Origin of the sequence: Janthinobacterium sp. EB271-G4-7A (assembly GCF_020858075.1) — a bacterium.
GTDB lineage: Bacteria > Pseudomonadota > Gammaproteobacteria > Burkholderiales > Burkholderiaceae_D > Janthinobacterium > Janthinobacterium lividum.
This window is the reverse complement of sequence record NZ_JACYMI010000003.1, coordinates 362,955-387,056: the sequence shown is the minus strand read 5'-3', so window position 1 is coordinate 387,056 and position 24,102 is coordinate 362,955. Positions and strand designations below refer to the sequence as shown.

19 protein-coding genes are annotated in these 24,102 nt (G+C 61.3%); 2 read left to right on the top strand and 17 right to left on the bottom strand.

Annotated elements, in window-relative coordinates; all coding sequences use genetic code 11:
* Window positions 1-29 precede the first annotated feature (29 nt).
* The 6 genes from IGS58_RS22195 to IGS58_RS22170 all read right to left on the bottom strand — a co-directional run bounded on the left by IGS58_RS22195 (window position 30) and on the right by IGS58_RS22170 (window position 6,619).
* The gene (locus tag IGS58_RS22195; RefSeq protein WP_070253872.1) at window positions 30-947 is read right to left on the bottom strand and encodes a helix-turn-helix domain-containing protein; all 918 of its coding nucleotides are present in this window, start codon (window positions 945-947) and stop codon (window positions 30-32) included.
* Between the two features lie 16 nt (window positions 948-963).
* Window positions 964-2,451 carry a mannitol dehydrogenase family protein gene (locus IGS58_RS22190; RefSeq protein ID WP_230522710.1) on the bottom strand — a complete coding sequence of 496 codons (1,488 nt, stop codon included), beginning with the start codon at window positions 2,449-2,451 and terminating at the stop codon, window positions 964-966.
* Complete coding sequence (locus tag IGS58_RS22185; RefSeq protein ID WP_034777947.1) at window positions 2,451-3,500, bottom strand: ABC transporter ATP-binding protein; 1,050 nt, start codon at window positions 3,498-3,500, stop codon at window positions 2,451-2,453. Before IGS58_RS22185 ends, IGS58_RS22190 begins: the two co-directional genes overlap by 1 nt.
* Window positions 3,501-3,523: 23 nt before the next feature.
* Window positions 3,524-4,342 carry a carbohydrate ABC transporter permease gene (locus tag IGS58_RS22180; protein ID WP_034777945.1) on the bottom strand — a complete coding sequence of 273 codons (819 nt, stop codon included), beginning with the start codon at window positions 4,340-4,342 and terminating at the stop codon, window positions 3,524-3,526.
* A gap of 10 nt (window positions 4,343-4,352) precedes the next feature.
* Window positions 4,353-5,213 carry a carbohydrate ABC transporter permease gene (locus tag IGS58_RS22175; RefSeq protein WP_034777943.1) on the bottom strand — a complete coding sequence of 287 codons (861 nt, stop codon included), beginning with the start codon at window positions 5,211-5,213 and terminating at the stop codon, window positions 4,353-4,355.
* Between the two features lie 101 nt (window positions 5,214-5,314).
* Window positions 5,315-6,619, bottom strand: coding sequence for an ABC transporter substrate-binding protein (locus IGS58_RS22170; protein WP_034777941.1), 1,305 nt, complete (start codon window positions 6,617-6,619; stop codon window positions 5,315-5,317).
* Between the two features lie 309 nt (window positions 6,620-6,928).
* On the opposite strand from IGS58_RS22170, the gene IGS58_RS22165 reads away from it, so the two are divergent.
* Window positions 6,929-8,197, top strand: a complete 1,269-nt coding sequence (locus IGS58_RS22165) for a maltoporin (RefSeq protein ID WP_070278771.1) — start codon at window positions 6,929-6,931, stop codon at window positions 8,195-8,197.
* Between the two features lie 79 nt (window positions 8,198-8,276).
* Here the strand turns inward: IGS58_RS22165 and IGS58_RS22160 are convergent, their stop codons facing one another.
* From IGS58_RS22160 to xsc, 11 genes are all read right to left on the bottom strand, one after another.
* Entirely contained in the window at window positions 8,277-10,646 is a 2,370-nt protein-coding gene (locus IGS58_RS22160; protein WP_329958017.1) for a chitinase C-terminal domain-containing protein, read from the bottom strand.
* 112 nt (window positions 10,647-10,758) lie between these two features.
* Window positions 10,759-12,234 (bottom strand): glycoside hydrolase family 19 protein, encoded by a 1,476-nt coding sequence (locus IGS58_RS22150; protein ID WP_230522709.1) that lies wholly within the window; start codon window positions 12,232-12,234, stop codon window positions 10,759-10,761.
* 299 nt (window positions 12,235-12,533) lie between these two features.
* The gene (sorB, locus tag IGS58_RS22145) at window positions 12,534-13,151 is read right to left on the bottom strand and encodes a SorB family sulfite dehydrogenase c-type cytochrome subunit (RefSeq protein WP_070254560.1); all 618 of its coding nucleotides are present in this window, start codon (window positions 13,149-13,151) and stop codon (window positions 12,534-12,536) included.
* Window positions 13,152-13,161: 10 nt separating this feature from the next.
* Complete coding sequence (gene sorA, locus IGS58_RS22140; RefSeq protein ID WP_230522708.1) at window positions 13,162-14,382, bottom strand: SorA family sulfite dehydrogenase catalytic subunit; 1,221 nt, start codon at window positions 14,380-14,382, stop codon at window positions 13,162-13,164.
* A complete protein-coding gene (locus IGS58_RS22135; RefSeq protein ID WP_070254562.1) occupies window positions 14,375-15,802 on the bottom strand; it encodes an amino acid permease in 1,428 nt (475 codons plus the stop codon). Before IGS58_RS22135 ends, sorA begins: the two co-directional genes overlap by 8 nt.
* A 280-nt stretch (window positions 15,803-16,082) precedes the next feature.
* Window positions 16,083-16,877 (bottom strand): ABC transporter permease subunit, encoded by a 795-nt coding sequence (locus IGS58_RS22130; protein ID WP_051959683.1) that lies wholly within the window; start codon window positions 16,875-16,877, stop codon window positions 16,083-16,085.
* A 79-nt stretch (window positions 16,878-16,956) separates the two neighbouring features.
* On the bottom strand, window positions 16,957-17,772 hold the full coding sequence (locus IGS58_RS22125) for a taurine ABC transporter ATP-binding protein (protein WP_070219220.1): 816 nt from the start codon (window positions 17,770-17,772) through the stop codon (window positions 16,957-16,959).
* A gap of 84 nt (window positions 17,773-17,856) precedes the next feature.
* A complete protein-coding gene (gene tauA / locus IGS58_RS22120) occupies window positions 17,857-18,909 on the bottom strand; it encodes a taurine ABC transporter substrate-binding protein (RefSeq protein ID WP_442908378.1) in 1,053 nt (350 codons plus the stop codon).
* Window positions 18,910-19,024: 115 nt separating this feature from the next.
* Entirely contained in the window at window positions 19,025-20,434 is a 1,410-nt protein-coding gene (locus IGS58_RS22115; RefSeq protein WP_034788412.1) for an NAD(P)/FAD-dependent oxidoreductase, read from the bottom strand.
* Window positions 20,435-20,492: 58 nt separating this feature from the next.
* Entirely contained in the window at window positions 20,493-20,900 is a 408-nt protein-coding gene (locus tag IGS58_RS22110; protein ID WP_034788413.1) for a nuclear transport factor 2 family protein, read from the bottom strand.
* Window positions 20,901-21,214: 314 nt separating this feature from the next.
* Complete coding sequence (gene xsc, locus IGS58_RS22105) at window positions 21,215-23,023, bottom strand: sulfoacetaldehyde acetyltransferase (RefSeq protein ID WP_442908380.1); 1,809 nt, start codon at window positions 23,021-23,023, stop codon at window positions 21,215-21,217.
* A 225-nt stretch (window positions 23,024-23,248) separates the two neighbouring features.
* Between xsc and IGS58_RS22100 the strand changes: the two genes are divergently transcribed.
* Window positions 23,249-24,085 carry an IclR family transcriptional regulator gene (locus tag IGS58_RS22100; protein WP_370452797.1) on the top strand — a complete coding sequence of 279 codons (837 nt, stop codon included), beginning with the start codon at window positions 23,249-23,251 and terminating at the stop codon, window positions 24,083-24,085.
* Window positions 24,086-24,102 lie beyond the last annotated feature (17 nt).

The window sequence follows — 24,102 nt, the reverse complement described above, 5'->3', positions numbered from 1 at the left end:
CTGTGCCATCCAATGTACCTCAAAAAGCCTCAGGCGCCAAAACGGCCCAGCGCCTGCTGGCGAAACTCCTTCGGCGTCATGCCCTTCAATTCCAGGAAGCGCCGGTTGAAATTGGCCACGTTATTGAATCCCGCCTCGTAGCAGATGTTGCTGACATAGCGCTCCGTCTCCATCAACAGCTGGCACGCCTTGTTGATGCGCAGGCGGTTGACGAAGTCCGTGAAGCTGTTGCCCGTGGCGCTGCGAAAAAAACGCGAAAACGTCCGCTCGGGCATGTCCACCTGCTCGGCCAGCTGTTTCAGCGAAAACTGGCTGCTGTAATTGTGCACGATGAAGTTGATGGCCGAACTGATGCGCGCCAGCGCCACGTCGTCGTCGCTCGACTGCATCGGCACCGTCGACAGCAGCTGGTAATCGCTGGTCTGCGCCAGTTCGCCCAGCAAGGTCAGGAACTCGATGAAGCGCGGCAGGCCATTGCTGTCGCGGATGCGCTGGAAACGCCGCAGCGACTGTTCGCTGACGCCAAAAAATTCCACGCCGTGCAAGGCACGCTGCAGCAGCGGAAAAATATCCTTCAATTCGGGAATGGCGGTGGCCATCGACGCCAGCGGCGCATGCGAAAACTGGACCACCATGTCGCGCAAGGCCACGCCTTCCGGCGGCGTGTCGAGCGAGACCCAGTTGTGCGGCACGCGCGGTCCCGTCAGCACCAGGTGGCCGGGCGTGAACTGGCCGATGTAGTCGCCGACAAAGACCTTGCCGCTGCTTTCGACGATCAGGTGCAGCTCGTACTCGTCGTGGTAATGCCAGCGCACCAGCGAATTCGGAAAGCCGTGCTCCAGGTAGCGGATGAAGCCAAAACTGCCTTTCGGCTCGAAGCCTGGCGTGGCGTCGCGCTGCTGTTCCAGCTCCATCTGCGGCAGCGAGGCATCGGCTTTGCGTGGCATGGCGCGCCCTCCCCCGTCAGGCGACGATCTGTTCCAGCGCCGCGCGCGCACCCATCCCATACAGGCTGGCCAGCGACTGCCCCACCGCCTGCGTAAAGGCTGGCGTGTCGCTCAACTCGCCGAACAACTCGCGCAGCGACAGCAAGGCCTTCGCGTCCGCCCCGCCCTGCAGCGCCAGTGCGCGCAGGCGCGCCGCATACGGGTCGTTCAAGGGCATCTCGCGCCCCTGCTCGTCGTGGCCTTCCAGGTAGCGGAACCAGCACGCCACGGTAAACGCCAGCAGCTTGATGGCGCCGTCACGGGCCAGTGCTTCGCGCACGGATGGCAGCACGAATTTCGGGATGCGCGCCGAACCTTCCGTGCCGATGCGCGCCAGCTGGTCGCGCACGGCCGGATTCGAAAAGCGCTCGATCAGGGTGGCCTTGTACCGCTCCAGGTCGATGCCTTCCACTACATCCAGCAAGGGCGTCACTTCCTCATCCATCATCTGGCGCACGAGCACGCGGATGCCAGGATCGTTCATCGCTTCGTGCGCAAACGTGTAACCGAACTGCATACCGATGTAGCACAGGGCCTGGTGACTGGCATTCAATAGGCGCAGCTTCATCTTTTCATATGGCAGCACGTCGTGCGTCATCTGCGCGCCCACCAGCTCCCAGGCCGGCCGCCCCTGCGGGAAGTCGTCTTCGATGACCCACTGGCGGAACGGCTCGCACACGACGGGCCAGGCGTCGATGATGCCAAAGCTGTCGCGCACCAGCGCCCGGTGTTCATCGGTGGTGGCCGGGGTGATGCGGTCGACCATGCTGTTGGGGAAGCTGCCATGCGTGGCCAGCCAGCGCGCCAGCTCCCCGTCGCGCAGGGAGACAAAGGCCAGCAACATCTTGCGCGTCACGTCGCCATTGTTTTGCAGGTTATCGCAGGACATGATGGTAAACGGCGCCAGGCCCCGCTGGTGGCGCACGGCCAGCGCCGCCGCCAGATAGCCGAACGAGCAGCGCGGCGCCTGCGGGTGCGCCAGTTCATACACGATATCGGCATGACCGGCGTCGAATTCGCCCGTGCCCTGGTTCACATAGTAACCACCCTCGGTGATGGTCAGCGCGACGATGCGCGTGCCAGGGTCGGCCAGCTTTTCCAGTACGGCTTGCGGCTCGTCGGGCGCATACAGGTATTCGCCGATGCAGCCGATGATGCGCGCGCTGTCGCCGGCGGCGCTGCGCTCGACCACCGTGTACAAGCCATCCTGCGCCCGCATGGCGTCGCGCATGGCCGCGTCATGCGCCAGCAAGCCCACGCCGCAATAGCCCCACTGCGCGTGCTGCTGGCCTTGGCCCTGCAGTCCGAGTAAATCATCGAGGTACACGGCCTGGTGGGCGCGGAAAAAGCCGCCCACGCCGATATGCACGATGCTGGGCACGAGCGCGCCGCGCGCATACGCGGGCACGGCTGCGTCCACCGGCAGCTTGGCCAGGTTCGCCTGGTTCAATGCGATCGCGTCCATTACAGCGCTCCTTTCGCCGCCGCGTAGGTCTTGCCGGCGCGGTCAAAATAATGGACGAAGCCCGGCTCGAACGTCAAATGCGTCTGCTGGCCCGGCTGCAGGCTGCTGCGCTCCGCCCCGCGCGACACCACCTGCACATTGTTCGGCAAGCGCACATAGGTCAGGGTTTCCACGCCCAAGGACTCCACCAGATCGACCGTGACGGGCACGCTGCCCGGCTGCGCCGCGCCCAGGTGCACGTGTTCGGGGCGGATGCCGACGAAGCCGTCCGCCTGCGCCGCGCTGCCCGCCTGCGCCAGCAACTGCGGCGCCGCATCGGCTGGCACCACGTTCATGCTGGGCGTGCCGATGAATTGCGCGACAAAGCGGTTGGCGGGACGGTCATACAGTTCCAATGGCGAGCCATGCTGCTCGATCTGGCCGTCGCGCAGCACCACCACGCGGTCCGCCAGGGTCATCGCCTCCACCTGGTCATGGGTCACGTAAATCGTGGTGGCGCCCAGTTCGCGGTGCAGCTTGGCGATCTCGATGCGCGTCTGCACGCGCAGCGCCGCATCGAGGTTCGACAGCGGTTCGTCGAACAGGAACACTTTCGGGTCGCGCACGATGGCGCGGCCGATGGCCACCCTCTGGCGCTGCCCGCCAGACAATTCTTTGGGCGTGCGTTCCAGGTAACGCCCAAGGTCGAGGATGGCGGCCGCCTTGTCGACTTTTTCGCGGATGATGGCCGGATCGACGCCGGCCAGTTTCAGCGCGAACGACATGTTCTGGAACACCGTCATGTGCGGATACAGCGCATACGACTGGAACACCATCGCCAGGTCGCGCTTGGACGATGGCAGCGCCGTGATGTCGCGCCCGTCGAGCGACAGCTTGCCGCCGTCGATCGGTTCCAGGCCCGCGATCAGGCGCAGCAAGGTGGATTTTCCGCAACCCGACGGACCCACGAAGACGACGAATTCGCCCTGCCGGATCTCCAGGTCGATGCCCTTGATGGCGCGGTGCTCGCCAAAGAATTTTTCGATATTGCTCAGTTGAAGATAAGCCATGATGTGTGTCTCTATTCTGTAGTTTATTTGACTGCGCCAAAGGTCATACCCTGGACCAGTTGTTTTTGGCAGAACCAGCCCAGCGCCATGATGGGCGCGATGGCCATCAGCGAAGCGGCCGACAATTTCGCCCAGAACAAGCCTTCCGGGCTGGAATACGAGGCGATGAGCCAGGCCAGGGTGCCCGCGTTGGAGGCCCCCAGGTTCAGCGACCAGAACGATTCATTCCACGACCACACCATGCACACGAGGGCCGTGGAAGCGATGCCGCCCACGGACAGGGGCAGCACGACGTGGCGGAATTCGTCCCACACGGTGGCGCCATCCATGCGCGACGCCTCCAGAATTTCGCGCGGCAACTCCTTCATGCTCGTGTACAGCAGCCAGATCATGATGGGCAGGTTCATCAGCATGAACATGATGGTCAGGCCGATGCGCGTATCGAGCAGGCCGAAGTACTGATAGCAGATATAGATCGGCATCAGGGCGCCCACGCCGGGCATGTAGCGCGAGCTGAGCATGAATTTCAGCAAGCCGATGGTGCCGCCCGTGGGAAAGAAGGCCATCGAATAGGCGGCCGGGATGGCGATCAACAGGCCGATGGCCGTCGAGAGCACGCTGGTAAACAGCGAGTTCCACGCGTAGCCGAAGTAATTGTCGCGTGCCAGCACTTCGCGGAAGCTGTCGAGCGTGGGCGTGAAAAACAGCAGCGGCGGCGTGGAAATGGCTTGTCCTTCCGTCTTGAAGGCCATCAGGCCCAGCCAGAAGATGGGGAAGAACAGCAGCAGCGCGAACAGCCAGGCGGCGGCCGTGCGGCCATACAGATTGAGTTTGCTATGCATCAAGGTCTCCTTATTTCGACAGATTCTTGCCGATGACGCGCATCAGGAAGAAGGCGGCGATGTTGGCGATGAGCACGGCGAACAGGGCACCGGCCGAGGCCGCTCCCACGTCATAGGACAGCAGTGCCTGCTGGTAAATCATGAAGGTGATGGTGGTCGTATCGAAGCCGGGACCGCCGCCCGTGGTGGTAAAGATTTCCGCAAAGATCGACAGCAAAAAAATCATCTCGATCATCAGCACCACCGAGACGGCGCGGCCCAGGTGGGGAATGTAGAGGTAGCGCAGCTGCTGCAGATAGGTGGCGCCATCCATGCGCGCCGCTTCCAACTGTTCCCGGTCCATCGACTGCAGGGCCGTCATGAAGATCAGGCAGGCGAACGGCAGCCATTGCCACGAGACCATCATGATGATGGAAAACAGGGGATGGGCCGACAGCCAGTCGACGGGCGTGGCGCCAAAGAAAATGCTGATTTGCGCGAACAGGCCGTAGATCGGATTGAGCAGCATGTTCTTCCACATCAGGGCATTCACGGCCGGCATGATGAGAAACGGCGAAATCAGGAGTACGCGCACGATGGCGCGTCCCGGGAACGCTTCATTGATCAGCAAGCCCAGCGCCGTGCCCAGCACCACCGTGACCAGCATGACGGAAAACAGCAGGGTAAACGTGTTCTGCAATGCCGGCAGGAACGAGGCATCGGTAAAGAAAAAGTGGAAATTGGCCAGGCCATGGAAAGGATGGCCGCTCGGATCGAGCATGGAATAGCGCACGAACGAGTAATACAGGGTGATCAATAACGGGATCACGGAAATGACGGAGACGGCGACCACGGCCGGCGTCAGCAAAGTCCGGGGGATAATGCGTTTCATAGGATACTCTTGGGACGTGAGGGAGTGACGGCCCGCTGAACAGCAAGGCCGATCACATCACCTGTTGACAAAGCAAATGGCACAGCAAGACCGGAGACGTCTTATTTGTAGTACCCGCCTTTACGCATTTCTCTTTCCGCCGTCTGCTGCGACAATTCCAGCGCCTGGTCCACCGTCACCTTGCCCAGCAGCGCTGCCGCCATCTGCTGGCCGGCTGCCACGCCGATCACCTGGAATTCGGGAATCGAGGCAAATTGCACGCCCACGTAAGGCGACGGCGGCAAGGTGCTTTGCACGGCGCGCGTGGTGGCCAGGGCCTTGCCTTCGGCGGCGGCAAATTTCGCCACTTTCTGGAACTCGGGGCTGGCATAGGTCGACTTGCGCGTGCCGGTCGGCACGTTGGCCCAGCTCGTTTCCTTGGCCACCAGTTTCACGTAGTCGGGCGACGTGGCCCAGTTGATGAAGCGCTGTGCTTCATTCGGGTGCTTGGAACTCGCGGGGATGGCGAGCGACCAGATCCACAGCCAGTTTGCGCCCCGCTCCGTCACGCCGATAGGCGACTGGGCAAACGCCACCTTGTCGGCCACCTTGCTTTGCTTGGGGTCCGTGATGAAGGAGGCGGCAATCGTCGCATCGATCCAGATGCCGCACTTGCCCTGGTTAAACAGCGCCAGGTTTTCATTGAAGCTGTTGGCGGCCGCGCCCGGCGGGCCGTATTTCTTCATCAGGTCGACATACATGGTGACCGCGTCCTTCCATGGCTTGCTGGTAAATTGCGGCTTCCATTTCATGTCGAACAGCTGGCCGCCATAGGAATTGGCCATGGTGGTGATGAGTGCCATGTTGTCGCCCCAGCCCGGCTTGCCGCGCAGGCAGATGCCGTACACGCCGTTGGCCGGATCGTGCAGCTTGGCCGCCACGTCGCGCAGCTGGTTCCAGGACGGACGGTCCTCGATCGTCACGCCCGCCTTTTTGACCAGGTCGCTGCGGTACATGATCATCGAGCTTTCGCCATAGAACGGCGACGCATACAGCTTGCCGTCGCCGGAGAGCCCTTCGCGGATGGCCGGCAGCAAGTCGTCGATATCGTATTTGGCGTCCGGCTTGATGGGGATCAGCCAGTTTTTCTTGCCCCAGATGGGCGTTTCATACAGGCCGATGGTCATCACGTCGAACTGGCCGCCCTTGGTGGCGATATCGGTGGTCATGCGCTGGCGCAAGACGCCCTCTTCCAGGGTCACCCATTTGAGCTTGATGTCAGGATTGGCTTGCTCGAAGAACTTGCTGAGCTTTTGCATTTCGATCATGTGGCCGTTGTTGACAGTCGCGATGACCAGGTCGGTGGCGGCAAAAGCGGACGAGCTGAGGCAGCCGGCGAACAGCGCGGCGATGGCGTAACGTTTCATTGTATGTCTCCAGTGTTTTTGTCGTTGGCAATGCTCAGGTACTTGGCACCACGACCACAATGTAGCACCGGACTTTGATACTTTCTGATACTCCAAAACCGCAATTCGATACTCTTTTGCAGAGCCGCTATGCACCAGAGTATCGATATGTAGCAAAAACAACACTCTGAAAGAAAGTATCAGCACTTGCACGTTTTGTATCAGGGTGGTTAAAAAAGCGCTGCTAGACTTGGTTTTCGGCATTAGACCGCGTGCGGTAGTCGCCTTCAGGGGCGCCACCGCTACCACTTACATTCTTCTGGAGACCGCATGAACCGTACTGCATTGAAAACTTTACCTGCCCTGATCCTGGCCATCGCCAGCGCTTCCGCCATGGCCGACCCCATGTACCCAAGCGACGCCGAAGGCTTCCACGGCTACCTGCGCGCTGGCGCCGGCAGCAATACTTCGGGCGACGGCGGTTCGCAAGGCTGCTTCGGCCTGGGTGGCAATACCATGAAATATCGTCTGGGCAATGAGTGCGACGCCTACACGGAATTCGGCTACACCAAGTCTGTTGCCAAGTCCGGCGGCGTGAACTACCTGGCCACCATCTGGGTCAACGCCTACGCGCCAAACTCGGATTTCGGCGACAACAAGCTGGGCATCGTCAAGGCCTATGTCGAAGCGCAGGGACTCGATTTCCTGAACGGCGGCACGGCCTGGATCGGTAAACGCTTCTACTACCGTCCTGACATCCACATGCTGGATCTGCAATACATCAACATGAACGGCACGGGTGCCGGTCTGGACCGTATTCCTGCGGGCCCGGGCAAGTTCTCGTATGCCTTCTTCAAGGACAACGACATCAACACCGTATCGCCGACCGGTGTCGTCAGTACCAAGTCTGCCGTGCGCCAGAACTTCATCTACGGCGAAATTCCCGTCAATGAAAACGGCACGCTGGACTTGGCCGCGACCTACATCATCGGTGAAGGCAAGGACAACGATGCGAATGGCCAGAAGCACAATGGCTGGCAGCTGTCGGCATTCCACCGTCAAGGCAAAGTCTTCGGCGGCGGCAATACCTTCGGCGTGCAGTACGGCGTCGGTCCCGGCACGGGCAAGGGCGCGCAGTTCGGTGCTTCGGGCGACACCGGTTTCGGTTCGGACGTGAAACGCACGCGCGTGTTCAATGACATGGCGATCCAGCCGTTGCCGAACTTTGGCATGGAATTCGTCGCCCTGTGGCAAAAAGACGAGTCGAAAGCCACCGGCTCCTCGACCTGGACCTCGGTTGGCGTGCGCCCTGTGTACGCGTTCACCGACAACTTCAAGCTGGTGGGCGAACTGGGCACGGACCGCGTGACGCAGTCGGGCGGCCAGCCAGCCAAGCGCCTGACCAAGCTGACCATCGCGCCGACGATCTCGGCCGGTCCTGGCCTGTGGTCGCGTCCTGAACTGCGCGCTTTCGTGACGTACGGCAAATGGAACGATGCGGCCACCGCCTCGGTCAATGCGTCGAACAACGGCGGCCCGATCTACAACAACAATACCAGCGGAACATCTTACGGTTTCCAGGTGGAAACCTGGTTTTAAGCCAGCTTAACTAACGCCAGAAACTAAAAAGGGCGGAACCGCGGTTCCGCCCTTCTCTGTTTACATTACCGGATTCAACTTATGGCAAGGCTACCGGCAATTCCGGATACTCCTGCGTCAGCGCATACTTGGTGCCGCCCACGGTGACCGTGTAGTTGGCCGGTCCCGAGATCGGCAAACGGTAATTCAAGGTCAGCGCCACGGAGCCGCCCGGCGCCAGCGATTGCCAGGCGGGAATCGCGAAGCGGGCCCGGTTGTAGTTCTTCGTGAAGCCGCCGATATTATTCGGCCCCGTGTAGCCGGCATTGATCACCGTCAAACCAAAGCCTGACTGGTCGCTCATGTCCGATGGTGCCGAGACGGGATAGTCGAACTCCACCACGGTGCCGCCCGGCAGGGTCGAGGCCGTATTGTTCTTCACCGTCATCACCGGGTTGATGGGGAAGTTGTTGTCGCCCAGCTTCCAGCCGCCCAAAGTGATGCTGACGTTGGCCGCCGTGCCCGGCATGGCGATTTCGGCGCGCTTGTTGCCATACACGCCAGCCGTGCGGAAGGCCTGGTACAGCACGTCCGTCAAGGTGGTGCCCATGAAATACTCGCCCTTGCCGCCGTTGCGCGTGGCATCCCAGGCATAGTCGCCCGCCATTTCCCAGATCATCACGCCGCCGATATTGTTGTTGACGATGTATTGGGCCTTGGCCGCGATCGACTGCGTGGTTTCCGTGGAAATGAACACTTTCTTGGTCGCATTCCACAGCCACGGCGCCACCATGGTGCTGCTGTAATGCGGCACATAGGTGCCCACCAGGGCCTTGTCCGTGACTTTATAGGCGTCCAGGTAGCTCGGCACGATACCGTTCTGCAAGTTCAACGCATGCCAGATCGGGTTGCCGCCGCCTGGCGTGGGTTTACCCTGCGAGTCCAGGTCGTACCAGACGTTGTCGATGCCGGTGGCGCCCGTGCCGCACGTCTTGGTGCCGGCGCAGGTGACCGTGGAACTGATCAGTGGCGTCGTGCCCCACAAGCCATTCGTGCCACCCGTCACATCCTTCCAGCCCCGCGTGTAGAACGGCACGCCGATATTGATGCGCCCCGCCTGCATGGCACCGCGGTAGTAGCGGTAGGCCCAGTCCGTGTTCAGGTAGCCGATGTTCTGGAACTGGTAGGCGTTACCGGCACGCAATTCACCATCGTTGCCATCGTCAAACAGCGCCGCGTTCGGCCCCACATACTGGTTCCACGCGCCGTGCAAGTCGTAGCTCATCAGGCTGGCGTAATCGAGATATTTCAATCCCGACATGTTTTCCTCCCCGCGCAAGACCCAGCCCGAGGCGGAGCCGGCGATGGTGAGCAGATAGTATTTATTGTCCTGCACGGCCGCCTCGTCGAGCTTCTGGCGCAGCACTTTCAGCAGCAGGTTGTAGCTCGTCATCAGGCCGGCCAGGCGCGGCTTCGAGACGGCGAAGTCGTTCGGATTGCCCGCTTCATTATTGGTGGTCGGATGTTCGTAATCGACATCGACGCCATCGAAGAAGTTGTACTGGCGCACGAAGGCCACCATGGAATCGGCCAGGGTGTTGATGCCGGCCGTGTTGATGCTGCCGTCCGCATTCGTCGTGGCCGTGTAGAAGCCGCCGCTGCCGGCCCAGCCGCCCACGGAAATCATCAGTTTCACGCCCGGATACTTCTTCTTGTATTGCGACAGCAAGTTGAAGTGCCCCTTGTACGGCAAGGATGGGTCCATGGCGGCGGCTGGCACATTCGGCCACGTAAGGCCCGTGTCCGGATTGGCCGCGCCGCTGCCGATGGCGATTTTCGAGGTTGCCGGATCGACGGAAGCGAACGCATAGTTCAGGTGGGTGATCTTGTCCCACGGCAGATTGTTTACCAGGTAGGTGGGGCTGCCATCGACACCGGTGCGCCAGCTGGCGAAGTAGCCGACAATGCGCCGGTTCAAGCCATTGCTCAGCACTTCGCGGCCATTCGCGTCATACACCTTGCAATACGGCACATTCGGCACGGCCGAGATCAAGCCGTCCGGGCGGCAAGCCGTGGGCGTCGGGGTTGGCGTTGGGGTCGGTGTCGGTGTCGGTGTCGGTGTCGGTGTCGGTGTCGGTGTCGGCGTTGGCGTTGGCGTTGGCGTTGGCGTTGGTGTCGGGGTTGGCGTAGGGGTCGGCGTCGGTGTCGGCGTATCCGTCACGGCCCATGGGCCCCACTGGTCGGCGGCGCTGGGGACATTGCCCTGCGTCCACCACTTGGCCTTGTAAGTGACGCCTTGGTAGAGCACGCACTGGCCGCCCGTGTAGACGGTGGCGGCGTCCCAGACGGCGCACGCTTCGACGGCGGCGAGCAAGGTGTTCGGGGTGGCGGTCGTACCGTCTTGGCCACCGCCGCCGCAAGCGACGAGTACGCCGCTGAGCAGGGCCATCAATAATGCATTCGATTTCATGTTGTATTGGTCTCCGTTATGGTTGTACAGGTTGTACGTTGTGAGCTGTTGCAGGCCCCTGAAGGGGCTCTTGTCAACTGTTATCCCTGGCCGGCTATTCCTGCATTTACTGCTACTGCAACTTCACATTCCAGTTGGCTTCCACGCATTTCACGTAGTTCCCGGCCAGCAAGGCGCTGTACGGGGTTTGATAGCTGACCAGCTGGCATTGGTTGTCGCCACCGGCGCTCCAGTTCTTTTCCCAATAAATGTTGTAGGAAGCGGAACTGGCCGGGGTGAAGCGTTGCATGTTGGCGCAAGACAATTGTTCGCCGGAATAATCCCAGCCCATGTCGGCGGCAAATTGCTTGTAGTAATCGATGCGGTTTTGCGCGGCCTGCTTTTCCGTGCCCTGCCCGCATTCGGCGTTGATGATCATGATGGTGGTGGCGAAATTATTGCCCGCGCCAGCCGTCGTATCGGCCGCGTTCGGCACCCAAGTGCCGTCGAGCACATGCAGCATCGACGGCTTCGGCGGTTGCGGATAGACAAAGAAAAACGTGGCCGAGGCCAGGTTCAGCCAGGTCGAGGCCACCAGGTCCGGGTTCTTCAGCAGCACGGACTGGTCGCCGTCATGCATGGCTTGCGAAAATGGGCCGTAATTGTAGTTGTACGACAGCTGCTTGGCGCCGCGGCCGAAATACTTCTTGAAGCTGCCATCGGCATTCTTGCCGCAGGTCCAGACCTTGTTGAAGACGGGATCGGCGCACTCGACGTTGTAGCCGCAGCCGGCGCCCGTCTCGTCGCAGCCCAGCTCGCGCAAATACTTCAAGCCCTGGCGCCATTGCGGCAGCGGACTGCTGGCGTTATGGTCGCCCGTTTCCTGTACGAAATGCGCGAACATGGTGGCCAGGCTGTGGCGGCAGATGGCGTCCGCATTGCGCACGTCGCTGTAGTCGTCGCACACGGCGGGGAACTTGGCTACGGCTTGCAGGAAACGCTGATAGGTATAACTGGTGTCGCGCGCGGCAAAATAGTAATCCCACTTTGCCGCCGGCAGCAGGCGCTCAACTCGCTTGACGTTGAGCGGATTGCTGGCCAGGCCGGGCTGCACGGCCTCGACGGCTGTATTGCCCAGGGTGCGGATCGACGCCTTGACCTTGCGGAAGAAATCGTTGTTCGTCAGCGCCGCCTCGTTGGCCTCGGCCTGGGCCTTGGTGGGGATGCCGGGCGTTGGAGTGGGCGTTGGAGTGGGCGTTGGAGTGGGCGTTGGCGTTGGCGTTGGCGTTGGCGTTGGCGTCGGTGTCGGGGTGGGCGTCGGGGTTGGAGTGCTGCTATCGAGACTCCACGGTCCCCACTGGTCGTTGTTCGGCGCCGTGCCCTGCACCCACCATTTGGCGCGGTAGACCTTGCCGTCATACACGGCGCACTGGCCCGCCGTGTAGACGGCAGCGGCGCTCCAGGCCGCGCACTGATCGCTGGCGGCCGTGGCGGCCAGCAGGGTCGATGGGGGTTCGGTGGTGGAATTGCCGCCGCAAGCGAGCAGCGCGCTGCCCAGCAGGCCAGCCATCAAAGGCGAGGCCAGCCGGCTAATTTGCCGTGTCTTCACAATGTCTCCTGAACGTTATACGAAAACTATCGAAGTAGCTTTTTATGTTGTACGTAAAGAAAGCACAGCGAAGCGTCGGCTTTCTGCAGAGAGAATGCGACGCTCTAAATTGGTAGTCAAGTGGTTTTATATAACGGTGTTTTTTACAATACCAGTGCTGGCGATCGCTGCGTTGGCAAGCGATGCGGTGGCGAATGGGACAAGTAAAAAAAGGCCCGCTGCATGATGGCAGCGGGCAATACCGCGCTGGATGGGTGGCGGCAAGTGGTATTAAGGGTTGTTGCGCGTCCGGGACGAACTTATCTGTTCAGCACGTACTTCGCCAGGCTCGCCGCATCCGCTTCGCTCAGCTGGCTGAATGGCGGCATGGGCACGGGGCCCCATTTGCCCGCGCCGCCACTGCGGATGTTGGCCGCCACGGCAGCGACACCGTCCTTGCCCTTGTATCTGGCTGCCACCTCGGTAAAACCGGGGCCGACCACCTTCTGGTCGAGCGCGTGGCAAGCCATGCAGCCATTCGCCGCCAGCAAGGTTTTGACATCCTTGCCGCTGGCGGCCGGGACAGCGGTTGCCACGGGTTTGGCGACGGTCGCGCCCGTTGCTGCCGCGCCCCGCTCCACGCCATAGGTTTTCACCAGGTAATCGACCATGGCCGGCATGTCCGCGTCGTCGAACTGCGCGCCAAACGGCTTCTTCATCTTCTTGACGGTGGCTTCCCAATAGGCGCGCGGAGAGGCCGGGGGCTGGCTCGACGCATACTGGGCCGCGTGGCACGTCATGCAGTTGCGCTGCACCAGCTGGTAGCCGGGCAATTCGCTGGGTTTGTACGTCGCCGTTTCCGGCGGCAAGTGGATCTCCAGCGCGCACGCACCACCCGCCGCCAGTGCCAGCGCGGCAATCAATATTTTCATTCGCATGTGAATCTCCTCAGACTGCCTGGATGCGCGTGGTTTCCACCACGTTGCGCATATAACCCATGGGATTCCACAGGGCTTTCATGGGCTGGCTCTGGCCGATGCGGTTGACGGCGCGCACCATCAGCACGTGGCTGCCCTTGCGCGGCGCCTTCATGAGCATGGTCCATACACGGAACGAGTAGCGTCCCAGGTCCTTGCCCAGCTTCGCTTCCTGCCACGTCTGGCCGCCGTCAAGCGACACGGTCACCTCGCTGATGCCCTGGCCGCCATCAAAAGCGATGCCGCGCAGGGCCAGGTCGCGCCCCGCCTTCACTTGCGCGCCATCCTGCACGCTGGTGATGAAAGAGCGCACGTTGAGGCGGCTGATCGGCGTCGTCTTGCCCACGGGTGCGCCCGGCTCGATGAAGCCGGAGCCGTTGTCGGGGATACGGTAGCCCGTGCTCATCCAGAAACCGTCGAATGGCTTGTCCAGCACGGTGATGTCGCTCAAGTGCTTGACCCAGTAAGTGCCGTAATAGCCTGGCACGATCAGCCGCAGCGGATAGCCGTTGAGGAAAGGAATGTCTTCGCCATTCATGGCCCAGGCCAGCATGACGTCGCCCGCCATGATGTGCTCGACGGACAAGGCTTTTTGGAAGTCGGGACCATCGCCCACTGGCGGCGCTTCCAGGCCATTGAAGGCTACTTGCACGGCGCTGGCCGCGATACCGGCCTTTTCCAGCACGGTCTTCAGGGGGATGCCCGTCCAGCGGGCATTGCCCATGGCGCCATTGCCCAGCTGCCCGCCATTCGCGCGTGGGGCAAAGAAGCCGCGGCTGTTGCCCGAGCATTGCGTCACGGCCACCACGTCGACAGGCTCGGCCAGCTGTTTCAGTTCCGCCAGCGACAGTTCCAAGGGCGTCTTCACCAGGCCGGCGATGCGCAGGCGGTAGCTGTCGCCATCGATGCTGGTAGGTAAGCCACTCCAGTGGTAGCGCACGAAAAACGCATCGTTGGGCGTGATCGCGCCTTCATTGAACACGCTGAACGGCGTTTCCAGCTGGGGCGGACGGCTGGTCAGCAGGATCAGCGGGCGCTTTTGCGGAAAGGCCACCAGTTCGCGCTCGCCATTCTCAAACGGCAAAGTGACGGAGGCGGCAAGCGTCGGCCCCGCCACGGCGGCGGCGCCCAGGGCAGCCGTCGTACGCAGGAAGCGGCGCCGGCCTGCGGGCAACAAGGTCGTGTCAGACATGTTTGAGCTCCACTTTGGCTTCGTTGTCGCCGTTGCGGTCGTCGTTGACGAGCTTCTTGATGTAGTACATGACGCTCATGATGACCACGCTCAACAGACCGAACCAGAACGACACGCGCTGCTCCGTATCGGACGACACGCTCATGGCACCGAGGATCACCAGCATGGCGATGATGGTGAAATACGTCAGGTAAGGGAACAGCCACATGCGCACCTTGATGCGTTCCGGGCATTCACGCTCCAGGCGGCGGCGCAAACGCAATTGAGATATCGCAATGAGCAGGTATACAAACAGGATCAGGATGCCGTAGGAATTGACGATGAAGGGGAACACCAGGTCGGCCGATACATACGATACGGCAATGGCGAAATAGGCGAACAGGGTGCTGAACAAAATGGCGCGGATGGGCACGCCGTTCTTGCTCAGCTTGACCAGGCCCGTGGGCGCATCGCCGCGGCGCGTCAGCGCAAAGATCATGCGCGACGACGCGTACAGGCTGGAATTCAAGGCCGACAGCACGGCCGTCAAAATGATGGCGTTCATGATGTGGGCCGCGTACGGGATGTTCATGACGGTCAGGGCGCTGACGAATGGCGTGGCGATGGCCGGCGAATCCCAGGGCACGATGCAGACGACGACAAACATGGAACCGACATAAAACATCAGCACGCGCGTGATGACGGAATTGGTGGCGCGGGCGATGGCCTTGGCCGGATCCGACGTTTCGGCGGCGGCGATGGTGACGATTTCGGCGCCCGAATAGAAGGCCGTGGCGGCGACGGCGCCACTGAGCACCGGCCCCCAGCCGTGCGGCATGAAGCCGCCGTTGCTGGTCAAGAAACCCAGGGTCGGGATGCTGTTGGGCAAGCTACCCGTGATGAACAGGGCGCCGACAAACAGGAAGACGATGATGGCGACGACCTTGATCGAGGCGAACCAGAATTCGAATTCGCCGAAGGCCTTGACCGAGAACAGGTTAAGGATGGTCATCGAGACGAGGAGCACCAGGCTGATAGCCCACGACGGCACGTCGGGCAGCCAGAAGTTGACCAGCTTGGCGCCGGCGATGGCTTCCAGGGCCACGACGACGACCCAGAAATACCAGTACATCCAGCCGCTCATGAAGCCGAGGAATTTCGAGACCTTCGGCTTGTCGTCGAAGGCCAGGCGCGCATATTCGTAAAAGGAGCCGACCACGGGCAGGGACGAAGCCAGCTCGCCCAGCATGCGCATGATCAGGACGACGAGGCCGCCCGTGAGCAGGAAGGAAAGGATGGCGGCCGGGCCGGCGGCCTTGGCAATGACGCCGCTGCCGACAAAGAGGCCGGCGCCGATCACGCCGCCGATGGCGATCATGCTCATGTGGCGTTGCTTGAGCGAGTGCTGCAAGCCGGTACTGTTATGCGATTCGCTAATCATGTTTTGTCTCCTGAAAATCTCTGAAGCTCGGTGCGCCCTGCCTGCTGCGGCTTGTTCATGCCGCGCGGCTTTGTTTTATTTAGGCAACACCGTCAAGCAGCATCGATACATCGTGTGAATCAGTCTGGTTGGCCGCATTCCATAAGTCAATCTGGAAATGCAGCGGCCCGGCGCGGCAGCCAGGGGGCAAGCGCGCTGGAGGGTAAGTACGGGTATGGCGAGTTAAAAAAATGGGAGCGGCGGCAACACTTGTGGCGTGCGCGCCACTCCCGGGAACGTCTTACACCTTGCCCTTCCATGGCACGAGGGTACGTTCGAGGTAACGCATCATCAAATCAAACAGGAAAGCGAAGAAGCCGATCACGATAATGCCCATGATCACCACATCGCTGGCCAGGAACTCGGAGGCGCTCAGCACCATGTAGCCGAGGCCGCGCGTGGCCGCCACCATTTCGCCAGCCACCAGGGTGGTCCAGCCCACGCCGATGCCGATGCGCATGCCGGTGAGGATTTCCGGAATCGCGGCCCGCAAAATCACGTGCACGATGACCTGGAAACGCGTGGCGCCCATCGAGTACGCCGCGTGGATTTGCTCCAGCGACACGGAGCTGACGCCGGCGCGTGCCGCGATCGCCATCGGCGCGAAGATGGCCAGGAAGATCAGGTAAACCTTCGAAAACTCGCCGATGCCGAACCAGATGATGACCAGTGGCAAGTAGGCGAGCGGCGGCAGCGGACGGTAGAACTCGATCAAGGGATCGAAGATGCCGCGCGCCACGCGGTTGACGCCCATCATCACGCCGATGGGAATGGCAAACAGGCAAGCCAGGCCAAAGGCGCCGAACACGCGCACCAGGCTGGCGACAGTGTGTTCCCACAGGGTGGCCCCGCCGAAACCGGTGGTGGCCGCCATGATGAATTTTTCATACACGGCTTGCGGCGACGGCAGGAACAGCGGTTTGACCATGCCGCTGGCCGTCACGCCAAACCACAGCAGCAGCACGGCGATGACGGTGACGGTGGCGATGCGGCTGGAATTGCCCTGCCCCGGCGCGCCGAACGCTTCGCCGGGCATGGCGCAACGGGGAGCGAACAGGCGCGAGAAAAAGCCGGCGCGCTTGGCGGTGGTGGGAGGAAATCCCACGACGGATGGGCTATGCATGGGACACCTCCAGCTCTTTATTGACGGCGCGTTCGTCGCCATAAATGATGTTGAGCACCGTTTCGCGCATCTTGATGAAGTCCGGGCTCGATTTCACGGCGCGCGCATCGCGGCACTCGAGGAAGCGCTTGTTGAAATCGAGTTCATACGTGTGCGTGATGCGGCCCGGACGGGGCGACATGACGATCAGCCGGTTCGCCAGGAACAGCGCCTCGTCGACGCTGTGGGTAATGAAGAAGAACATGGTGCTGGACTTGGCCCAGATATCGAGCAGCAATTCCTGGATGGTTTCGCGGGTCAGCGCATCGAGCGCCGCCATCGGTTCATCCATCAGCAGCATGGCGGGATTGCTGGTCAGGGCGCGGGCGATGCCCACCCTTTGCTGCATGCCGCCCGACAACTGATAAATCATATTGTCGTGAAAGTCCTTCAAGCCGACGAGCGCCAGGTTCTTTGCCGCCTGTTCGCGCCGCACGGCTTTCGGCACGCCTTGCAGCTTCAAGCCGAATTCCACGTTTTCCATCACGTTCAGCCATGGCAGCAAGGCATGTTTCTGGAACACGACGCCACGGTCGGCACCCGGCCCTTCCACTTTATTGTCGCCGAGCATGATCTCGCCCTTGGATGGGGCGATAAAGCCCGCCATCAGGCTCAGCAAGGTAGTCTTGCCGCAGCCCGAGGCGCCCAGGGCGACGACAAAATCGCCGCTATTGATGGTCAGGTTGATATTATTTAAGGCATGCACGCGTTCACCGGCCGTCTTGCCCGGATAAATCACGCTGACATCCTTGACGTAGAGATTTTCCATCGTGTGCCCCGCATAGGTGTAGTCACTTCAGTTCAACGCATTCTGTTCAGTCAGCGCGCCCGCAGGCGCGCCATCGCACAACGTTTACTTCAGCAGGCCCGCGGCCTGTGCATACTTGGGTGTCACATATTTGGCGTAATCGGTAGCCAGGGTGTCGATCTTGCCTTCGCCCTTCAAAAATTGCGCCGTGGCCAGCAAGGCTTGCGCCACGCCGCCCTTCGCGCCGCCGCCGAGCCAGGCCGGCGAGGCCTGTTCCTGCAGCGAGGGATAGGCATACAGGGCCACGGAAGCGGCCACGTCCTTGGCGGCCGCACCCGAATGCTTGACGTTGGCTTTCACTTGCGGGGAATCGATGGTCCACGCCTTGGGATTGGCGCGGTAGTCGGCGTCGGCGGCGGCCATCACCTTGACGAACTTGGCCATGAAGTCCGCGTTCGCTTCGCCCCAGGCGCGCTCGACGGCCATGCCGTCAAACGTGGCCTTGCCCTTCTTGCTCAGTTCGCCGGACGTGACGAGCACCTTGCCGTTTTGCTTGAGTTTGCTCAAGGCCGGATCCCATACGAAGGCGGCGTCGATGTCGCCCCGCTCCCAGGCGGCGGCGATCTGGTTAGGCTGCATGTTCAGCAATTTCACTTCCGTGGGCTTGATGCCCCACGTTTCCAGCGCGAACATGGTGTGGAAGTGTGTGGTGGACACGAAAGGCACGGCGATCTTCTTGCCGCGCAAATCCGTCGGTTTGGTGATGCCGGCGCCATTGCGGGCCACCATCGCTTCGGCTTCATTGATGTCGTCGATGATCCAGAACAGCTGCAAGTCGACGCCGCGGCTGACGGCTGCCGTCAGTGGGCTGGAACCGATGACGCCGATCTGCACGTCGCCGGAAGCCATGCCGGTAGCCACCTTGGCGCCCGAATCGAACTTGCGCCAGTTGATTTTATAGCCGGTGGTTTTTTCCACTTCGCCGCTGGCGATCGCCACCAGGAAGGGACCGTTGATTTCCTGGTAGGCAATCGTCACTTCCTTGCTTTGCGCGAAGGCGGTAGCGCTGGAGGCAAGGGTAACGCCCAGTACCAGGGTGCCGAGGACGGCGCGGCGCATCGTTGAAAAAACCGTGTTTTTGCTCGTATTTGTGTTCATGTCTCACTCCAAGTTATTGTTATGTGTGAACGTGCGGGCAATCTCATCCCTCGCGGGAGGCGCCGCTGGTCGATCTATGTCAACGCATGCGGCGGCTTAGTACGGCTACTGCTATTTAAAACACTTCATCCTTCAAGTGATACCAGCGGTACAGGAAGCGCTGGCCCAGGCGGCGGAACGGGGCGAACGCTTGCGACTCGACCAGTTCCATCATGTTGGGATACGGCAGTTTCGAATTGAAGATCGGCAAGCCCGTGTCGCTGGCCTTGCCGGCGATACGCTCGGCCATGCGCCGTCCCGCCTGCGCCGAGTACATGACGCCGTTGCCGCCGTAGCCGAGCGAATAGAAGATCGATTGCTTCGGGTCCGGTTGCACGATGCGCGGCATCATGTCGTGGCTGACGTCGACCCAGCCCCACCACGAATAATCGATGGCGATGCCGGTCAGCGCGGGGAACTTGCGGTGCAGATCGTTGATCAAAAACTGTTTGTATTTATCGTCCGGCGCGTCGGCGCCCGTGATGGCGCTGCGGCTGCCGATCTGCACGCGGTTGTCCGGCATCAGGCGGTAGTAGTGGCGCAAGATGCGCGTATCCGTAATGACCTGGTGGGTGCGGAAGTTGCACGCCTCGATTTCCGCCGGGGTCAACGGACGCGTGACGAGCGAATTCGACAGGATGGGCAGCAAGCGGTTCTTCACTTGCGGATGCAGGTGCGGCGAGGTGTAGCCGCCCGTGGCCACGGCCACGGATCGGGCACGCACGACGCCGCCCGGCGTTTGCAGGTAATGCACGCCATTGCGCGTTTCCCAGCCCATCACGGGGCTGGACGGGTGCACCTTGGCGCCCAGCGCGCGCGCCTTGCGCAGGTAGCCGAACGCCAGCTTACCGGCATGGATGCCGATGCCTTCCGGCTCGTGCAGCGCGCCGGCCGCTTCCTTGTCATCGACGAATTCGCGCTTGACGGTGTCGGCGTCGAGGATGCGGGCGTCGTACTTGAAGATCTCGCGCATGACCTTGGCTTCTTTTTCCAGCGCGGGCATGGCTTTCGCCTTGTGGGCGATGTACAGGTGGCCGCCCGGCTGCGGGTCGCAATCGATGTCGGCCGTGATCTTCTTGAACGTTTCCATCGCATCGCACACTTCCGCGTGCAGTTTCAGGGCCGTGTCCAGCCCATAGCGGTCTATCCACTGCGAGCGTTTCAGGCGGCCCGTCGTGCATTGCGCCTGGCCGCCGTTGCGCGTGCTGCAGCCCCAGCTGACCCGGTTCGCTTCCAGCACGGTGGCCTTGATGCCGTGTTCCTGGGCCAAAAAGATGGCGCAGGACAAGCCCGTGAAGCCGGAACCGATGATGGCCACGTCAACGTCGATGTCATGCGTGATGGGGCCGTCGTCGGCGGGCGGCTCGCCGGCCGTGCCGATCCAGTAGGTGGGCGCGTAGGCATTGCCGTGGCCAGGGCGCTGGGCCACCAGCGGATCGAAGGCGGGATCGTAGGGCGTGCGGGCGGCGGTACTGTTGTTGCCCATTACGCCAGGCGGGGTGTCGACAGGTTTGTTCATGGTCATTCCTGGTGAACGTGCTGGCTCAGACTGTGACGACGGGTGGGCGATCCTTGCGGAAAGCATTCTTGACGGCGATCTTGCCGTCGCGGAAGGTGAAGATATCGACCATGCGCGCTTCGATGCGCGTGCCGTCCGCCTTGGTGCCCGCAAAGGTCGACTCCGTCACGCCCCGCTCGCCGCTGACGAAATGCACGGGGTTGAGCCAGGCGGCGTCGGGGAAGGTTTGCCAGGCCAGCTCGAAGCCGGCGCGCACGGCGTCGCGGCCGATGAAGCTCTTGCCCAGAAGCTCGGGACCGGCGACGGCGTGGAATTCGCAGTCGTCGGCCATGGCGGCCATCAGGGCCTCGATATCGTGGCGGTTCCAGGCATCGCCGAATGCTTGCAGAAAGTCCGTGGTGACGGCGTCAGTGTGCGGTACAGGGTGGTTCATGGTTGTCTCCGTAAATCGTTTTTGATACGCTACGTTCCGTTTTTTGTCTTTTATTGAATTTAAGCCTTAAGCATGGCCTTGTCAAATCAAATAATTCAAAAAACGGGACGCCTTGTATTCTTTAATGAAATTATGATGCTTTCGTGACAATCTGTGAGAATTTGGTCACAGCGCTGTGTCGGATTACGCCGGGCTTTCGCCCGGCTAATCCGACCTACGCCAGCACCACGCGTCAATTGCGTAGGTTGCGTAGGTTGCGTAGGTTGCGTAGGTTGGATTAGCCCGCCAGGGCGTAATCCAACAACACCAGCACATCAGACATAGTCTTTATATTTATCCAGGTGACGAATTGGTTTGCTCAGCGCATCGCGGCGGAACGGGTCGCCCAGCTCGCGCGTGCACATGATTTCGATGATGGTCGTCTTGCCTTCATTCATCTGCATGTCGATCGCCTTCTTCAAGGCCGGGCCCACGTCTTCCAGCTTGTCGACCGTGATGCCTTCGGCGCCCATGGCGCGCGCGATTTCCGCGAAGCTCTGGTTATCGAGCTCGCCTGCCACGAAGCGGCGGTTGTAGAAATCGACCTGGTTTTTCTTTTCCGCGCCCCACTGGCGGTTATGGAACACCACGGCCGTGACGGGAATGTTGTGGCGCACGCAAGTCATCGTTTCCATCAGGCTCATGCCCCAGGCGCCGTCGCCCGCATACGACACGGCTGGACGGTGCGGTGCGGCCACTTTCGCGCCGATGATGGTCGGGAAGGCATAGCCGCAGTTGCCAAAGCTCATCGCCGCAAAGAAGCTGCGCGGCTTTTCAAAGCGCAGATAGCTGTTCGCCACCGAGTTGATGTTGCCGATGTCGGTCGACACCATCACGTCTTCCGGCATGGCTTTTTCCAGCTCGCGCAAGACCTGGCGCGGGTGCAGATAGCTGCCCGGCTCTTTCTTCTGCTCTTCGATCATGTCCAGGCTGTACGCATCCTTCTCGTGCGTCCAGTTGGTCAGCTCTTCTTCCCACGCGGCCTTTTCCGCTTGCACGGTGGCATAGCGCTCGTCGCGCGTCGCATCGCAGTCAAGCGTCTTGCCGTCCAGGCGCGCCAGAATGGCTTTCGCGGCCGCCTTGGCGTCGCCGCAGATGCCAACGGAGATTTTCTTGACCAGGCCCAGCATCTTGTTGTCCGCATCGATCTGGATGATCTTGGCGTTTTTCGGCCAGTAATCCATGCCGTGCTGCGGCAAGGTGCCGAACGGTCCCAGGCGCGAACCGAGGGCGACGACAACGTCGGCCTTGGCGATCAGTTTCATCGCCGCCTTGGAACCCTGGTAGCCGAGCGGGCCGCACCACAGCGGATGGCTGGCAGGGAAAGAGTCGTTATGCAGATAGCTGTTGACGACGGGTGCGCCCAGGCGTTCGGCCAGGGCCTTGCACTCTTCGATGGCTTCGCCCATGACGACGCCGCCGCCCGAGATGATCACAGGGAACTTGGCTTTCGCCAGCAACTCGGCTGCATCGTTGAGGCTTTGTTCGCCGCCGGCGCCGCGGTCCAGGCGGTTCGGTTTCGGGATTTCCGCCTTGATTTCGCCATAAAAATAGTCGCGCGGAATGTTCAGTTGCGTCGGTCCCATTTCCGACATGGCGCGGTCAAAGCAGCGGCCCGTGAATTCCGCCATGCGGGCCGGATTCGTCACATGACCTTGATATTTTGTGAATTCCTCGAACATCGGCAGCTGGTTCGCTTCCTGGAAACCGCCCAGGCCCATGCTCATCGTGCCCGTCTCAGGGGTAATGATCACGACCGGCGTATGCGCCCAGTAGGCGGCGGCGATGGCGGTCACGCAATTACTGATGCCGGGGCCGTTCTGGCCGATGACCACGCCATGTCGGCCCGAGACGCGGGCATAGCCGTCGGCCATGTGGCCGGCGCCCTGCTCGTGCACGACGGGAATCAAACGGATGCCGGCCGGGGCAAAGATATCCATCGGGTCCATGAAGGCCGAGCCCATGATGCCGAACATGTCGGTCACGCCATTGGCGGCCAGGGTTTCCACGAACGCTTCGGAAGGCGTCATCTTTTGCGGTCCGGTGGGGATGGCCGCTGCGGCGGCGGCTTTTTGGTCGGTCATGTCATTCATGGGTGTCTCCTGGTCTGTGGTGATTGAAGCTGTTGAAATTATCAACTCATTTATTAAAAATCGGTATATTTTGTTCCGAAATTTGATATACAATTCAATTTAAGCCTTCAGCAATCAAAAGTCAAACAGATTTTCAAGGAAACGGTACAATTTGAGTTCGAAAATGAAATAAGCTGAAGTAACACTCATAGCTACCCAACCGAGGCCACCATGGACATGATTTCATCCCCAAAACTTGAGCCGGAAAAACTGGAAGGCGACACGCCCACGATGCGTTTGTTTGCCTTGCTGGAAGTGATTGCCGAAAAAGACCAGTTGCTGTCGCTGCAAGCGCTGGTGGAAGAAACGGGCTTGCCCAAGCCGACCCTGCACCGCATGCTGCAACAGCTGGAAAGCGTGGGCGTGCTGCAGCGCGAAAGCGATGGCCGCCACTACAGCACGGGCGTGCGCCTGCGCCGCCTCGCATCGAACCTGCTGATTAACAACACTTTCCATGGCGCCCGCCGCATGGTCTTGCGCCAGCTGGTCGAGGAAGTGGGCGAAAGCTGCAACCTGACGGCCTTCAGCGGCAGCGAAGTCGTGTACCTGGACCGCGTGGAAACGGCGGCCCCGCTGCGCTTCTACCTGCATCCCGGTTCGCGGGTGCCGGCCCACTGCTCGTCCAGCGGCAAGCTGTTCCTGGCGCAAATGACGCCCGTGCAACGGCGCCGCCTGCTGGGCCACATGGAATTGACGCGCTTTACGGACAAGACGGAAACGGACCCCGTCAAGCTGGAACGCGAACTGGAATTGGTGCGCCGCAACGGCTATGCGCTGGACGACGAAGAATTCCTGCCCGGCCTGCTGTGCGTGGCCGTGCTGGTGCCGAACCCGAACGGCCGCTCGAACCTGGCCGTGGCCATCCAGGCGCCCATCATCCGTTTAACGCACGACAAGGCTTTACATTTCTTGCCAGCATTGCAACGCGCCGCGCAAGCCCTGGCCGCCATCGAATCGGAAACCATGCCGACGACGGGCGGTGACGACGACGCATTGCAAGCCGGTCACTCATAACCGCCGTAGCGCCCATG

Excerpts from the sequence above, each read along its gene's own strand:
- IGS58_RS22195 (WP_070253872.1), bottom strand. The coding sequence starts at position 947 with ATGCCACGCAAAGCCGATGCCTCGCTGCCGCAGATGGAGCTGGAACAG.
- IGS58_RS22190 (WP_230522710.1), bottom strand. The coding sequence starts at position 2,451 with ATGGACGCGATCGCATTGAACCAGGCGAACCTGGCCAAGCTGCCGGTG.
- IGS58_RS22185 (WP_034777947.1), bottom strand. The coding sequence starts at position 3,500 with ATGGCTTATCTTCAACTGAGCAATATCGAAAAATTCTTTGGCGAGCAC.
- IGS58_RS22180 (WP_034777945.1), bottom strand. The coding sequence starts at position 4,342 with ATGCATAGCAAACTCAATCTGTATGGCCGCACGGCCGCCGCCTGGCTG.
- IGS58_RS22175 (WP_034777943.1), bottom strand. The coding sequence starts at position 5,213 with ATGAAACGCATTATCCCCCGGACTTTGCTGACGCCGGCCGTGGTCGCC.
- IGS58_RS22170 (WP_034777941.1), bottom strand. The coding sequence starts at position 6,619 with ATGAAACGTTACGCCATCGCCGCGCTGTTCGCCGGCTGCCTCAGCTCG.
- IGS58_RS22165 (WP_070278771.1), top strand. The coding sequence starts at position 6,929 with ATGAACCGTACTGCATTGAAAACTTTACCTGCCCTGATCCTGGCCATC.
- IGS58_RS22160 (WP_329958017.1), bottom strand. The coding sequence starts at position 10,646 with ATGAAATCGAATGCATTATTGATGGCCCTGCTCAGCGGCGTACTCGTC.
- sorB (WP_070254560.1), bottom strand. The coding sequence starts at position 13,151 with ATGCGAATGAAAATATTGATTGCCGCGCTGGCACTGGCGGCGGGTGGT.
- sorA (WP_230522708.1), bottom strand. The coding sequence starts at position 14,382 with ATGTCTGACACGACCTTGTTGCCCGCAGGCCGGCGCCGCTTCCTGCGT.
- IGS58_RS22135 (WP_070254562.1), bottom strand. The coding sequence starts at position 15,802 with ATGATTAGCGAATCGCATAACAGTACCGGCTTGCAGCACTCGCTCAAG.
- IGS58_RS22130 (WP_051959683.1), bottom strand. The coding sequence starts at position 16,877 with ATGCCCGGCGAAGCGTTCGGCGCGCCGGGGCAGGGCAATTCCAGCCGC.
- IGS58_RS22125 (WP_070219220.1), bottom strand. The coding sequence starts at position 17,772 with ATGGAAAATCTCTACGTCAAGGATGTCAGCGTGATTTATCCGGGCAAG.
- tauA (WP_442908378.1), bottom strand. The coding sequence starts at position 18,909 with ATGAACACAAATACGAGCAAAAACACGGTTTTTTCAACGATGCGCCGC.
- IGS58_RS22115 (WP_034788412.1), bottom strand. The coding sequence starts at position 20,434 with ATGGGCAACAACAGTACCGCCGCCCGCACGCCCTACGATCCCGCCTTC.
- IGS58_RS22110 (WP_034788413.1), bottom strand. The coding sequence starts at position 20,900 with ATGAACCACCCTGTACCGCACACTGACGCCGTCACCACGGACTTTCTG.
- xsc (WP_442908380.1), bottom strand. The coding sequence starts at position 23,023 with ATGACCGACCAAAAAGCCGCCGCCGCAGCGGCCATCCCCACCGGACCG.
- IGS58_RS22100 (WP_370452797.1), top strand. The coding sequence starts at position 23,249 with ATGATTTCATCCCCAAAACTTGAGCCGGAAAAACTGGAAGGCGACACG.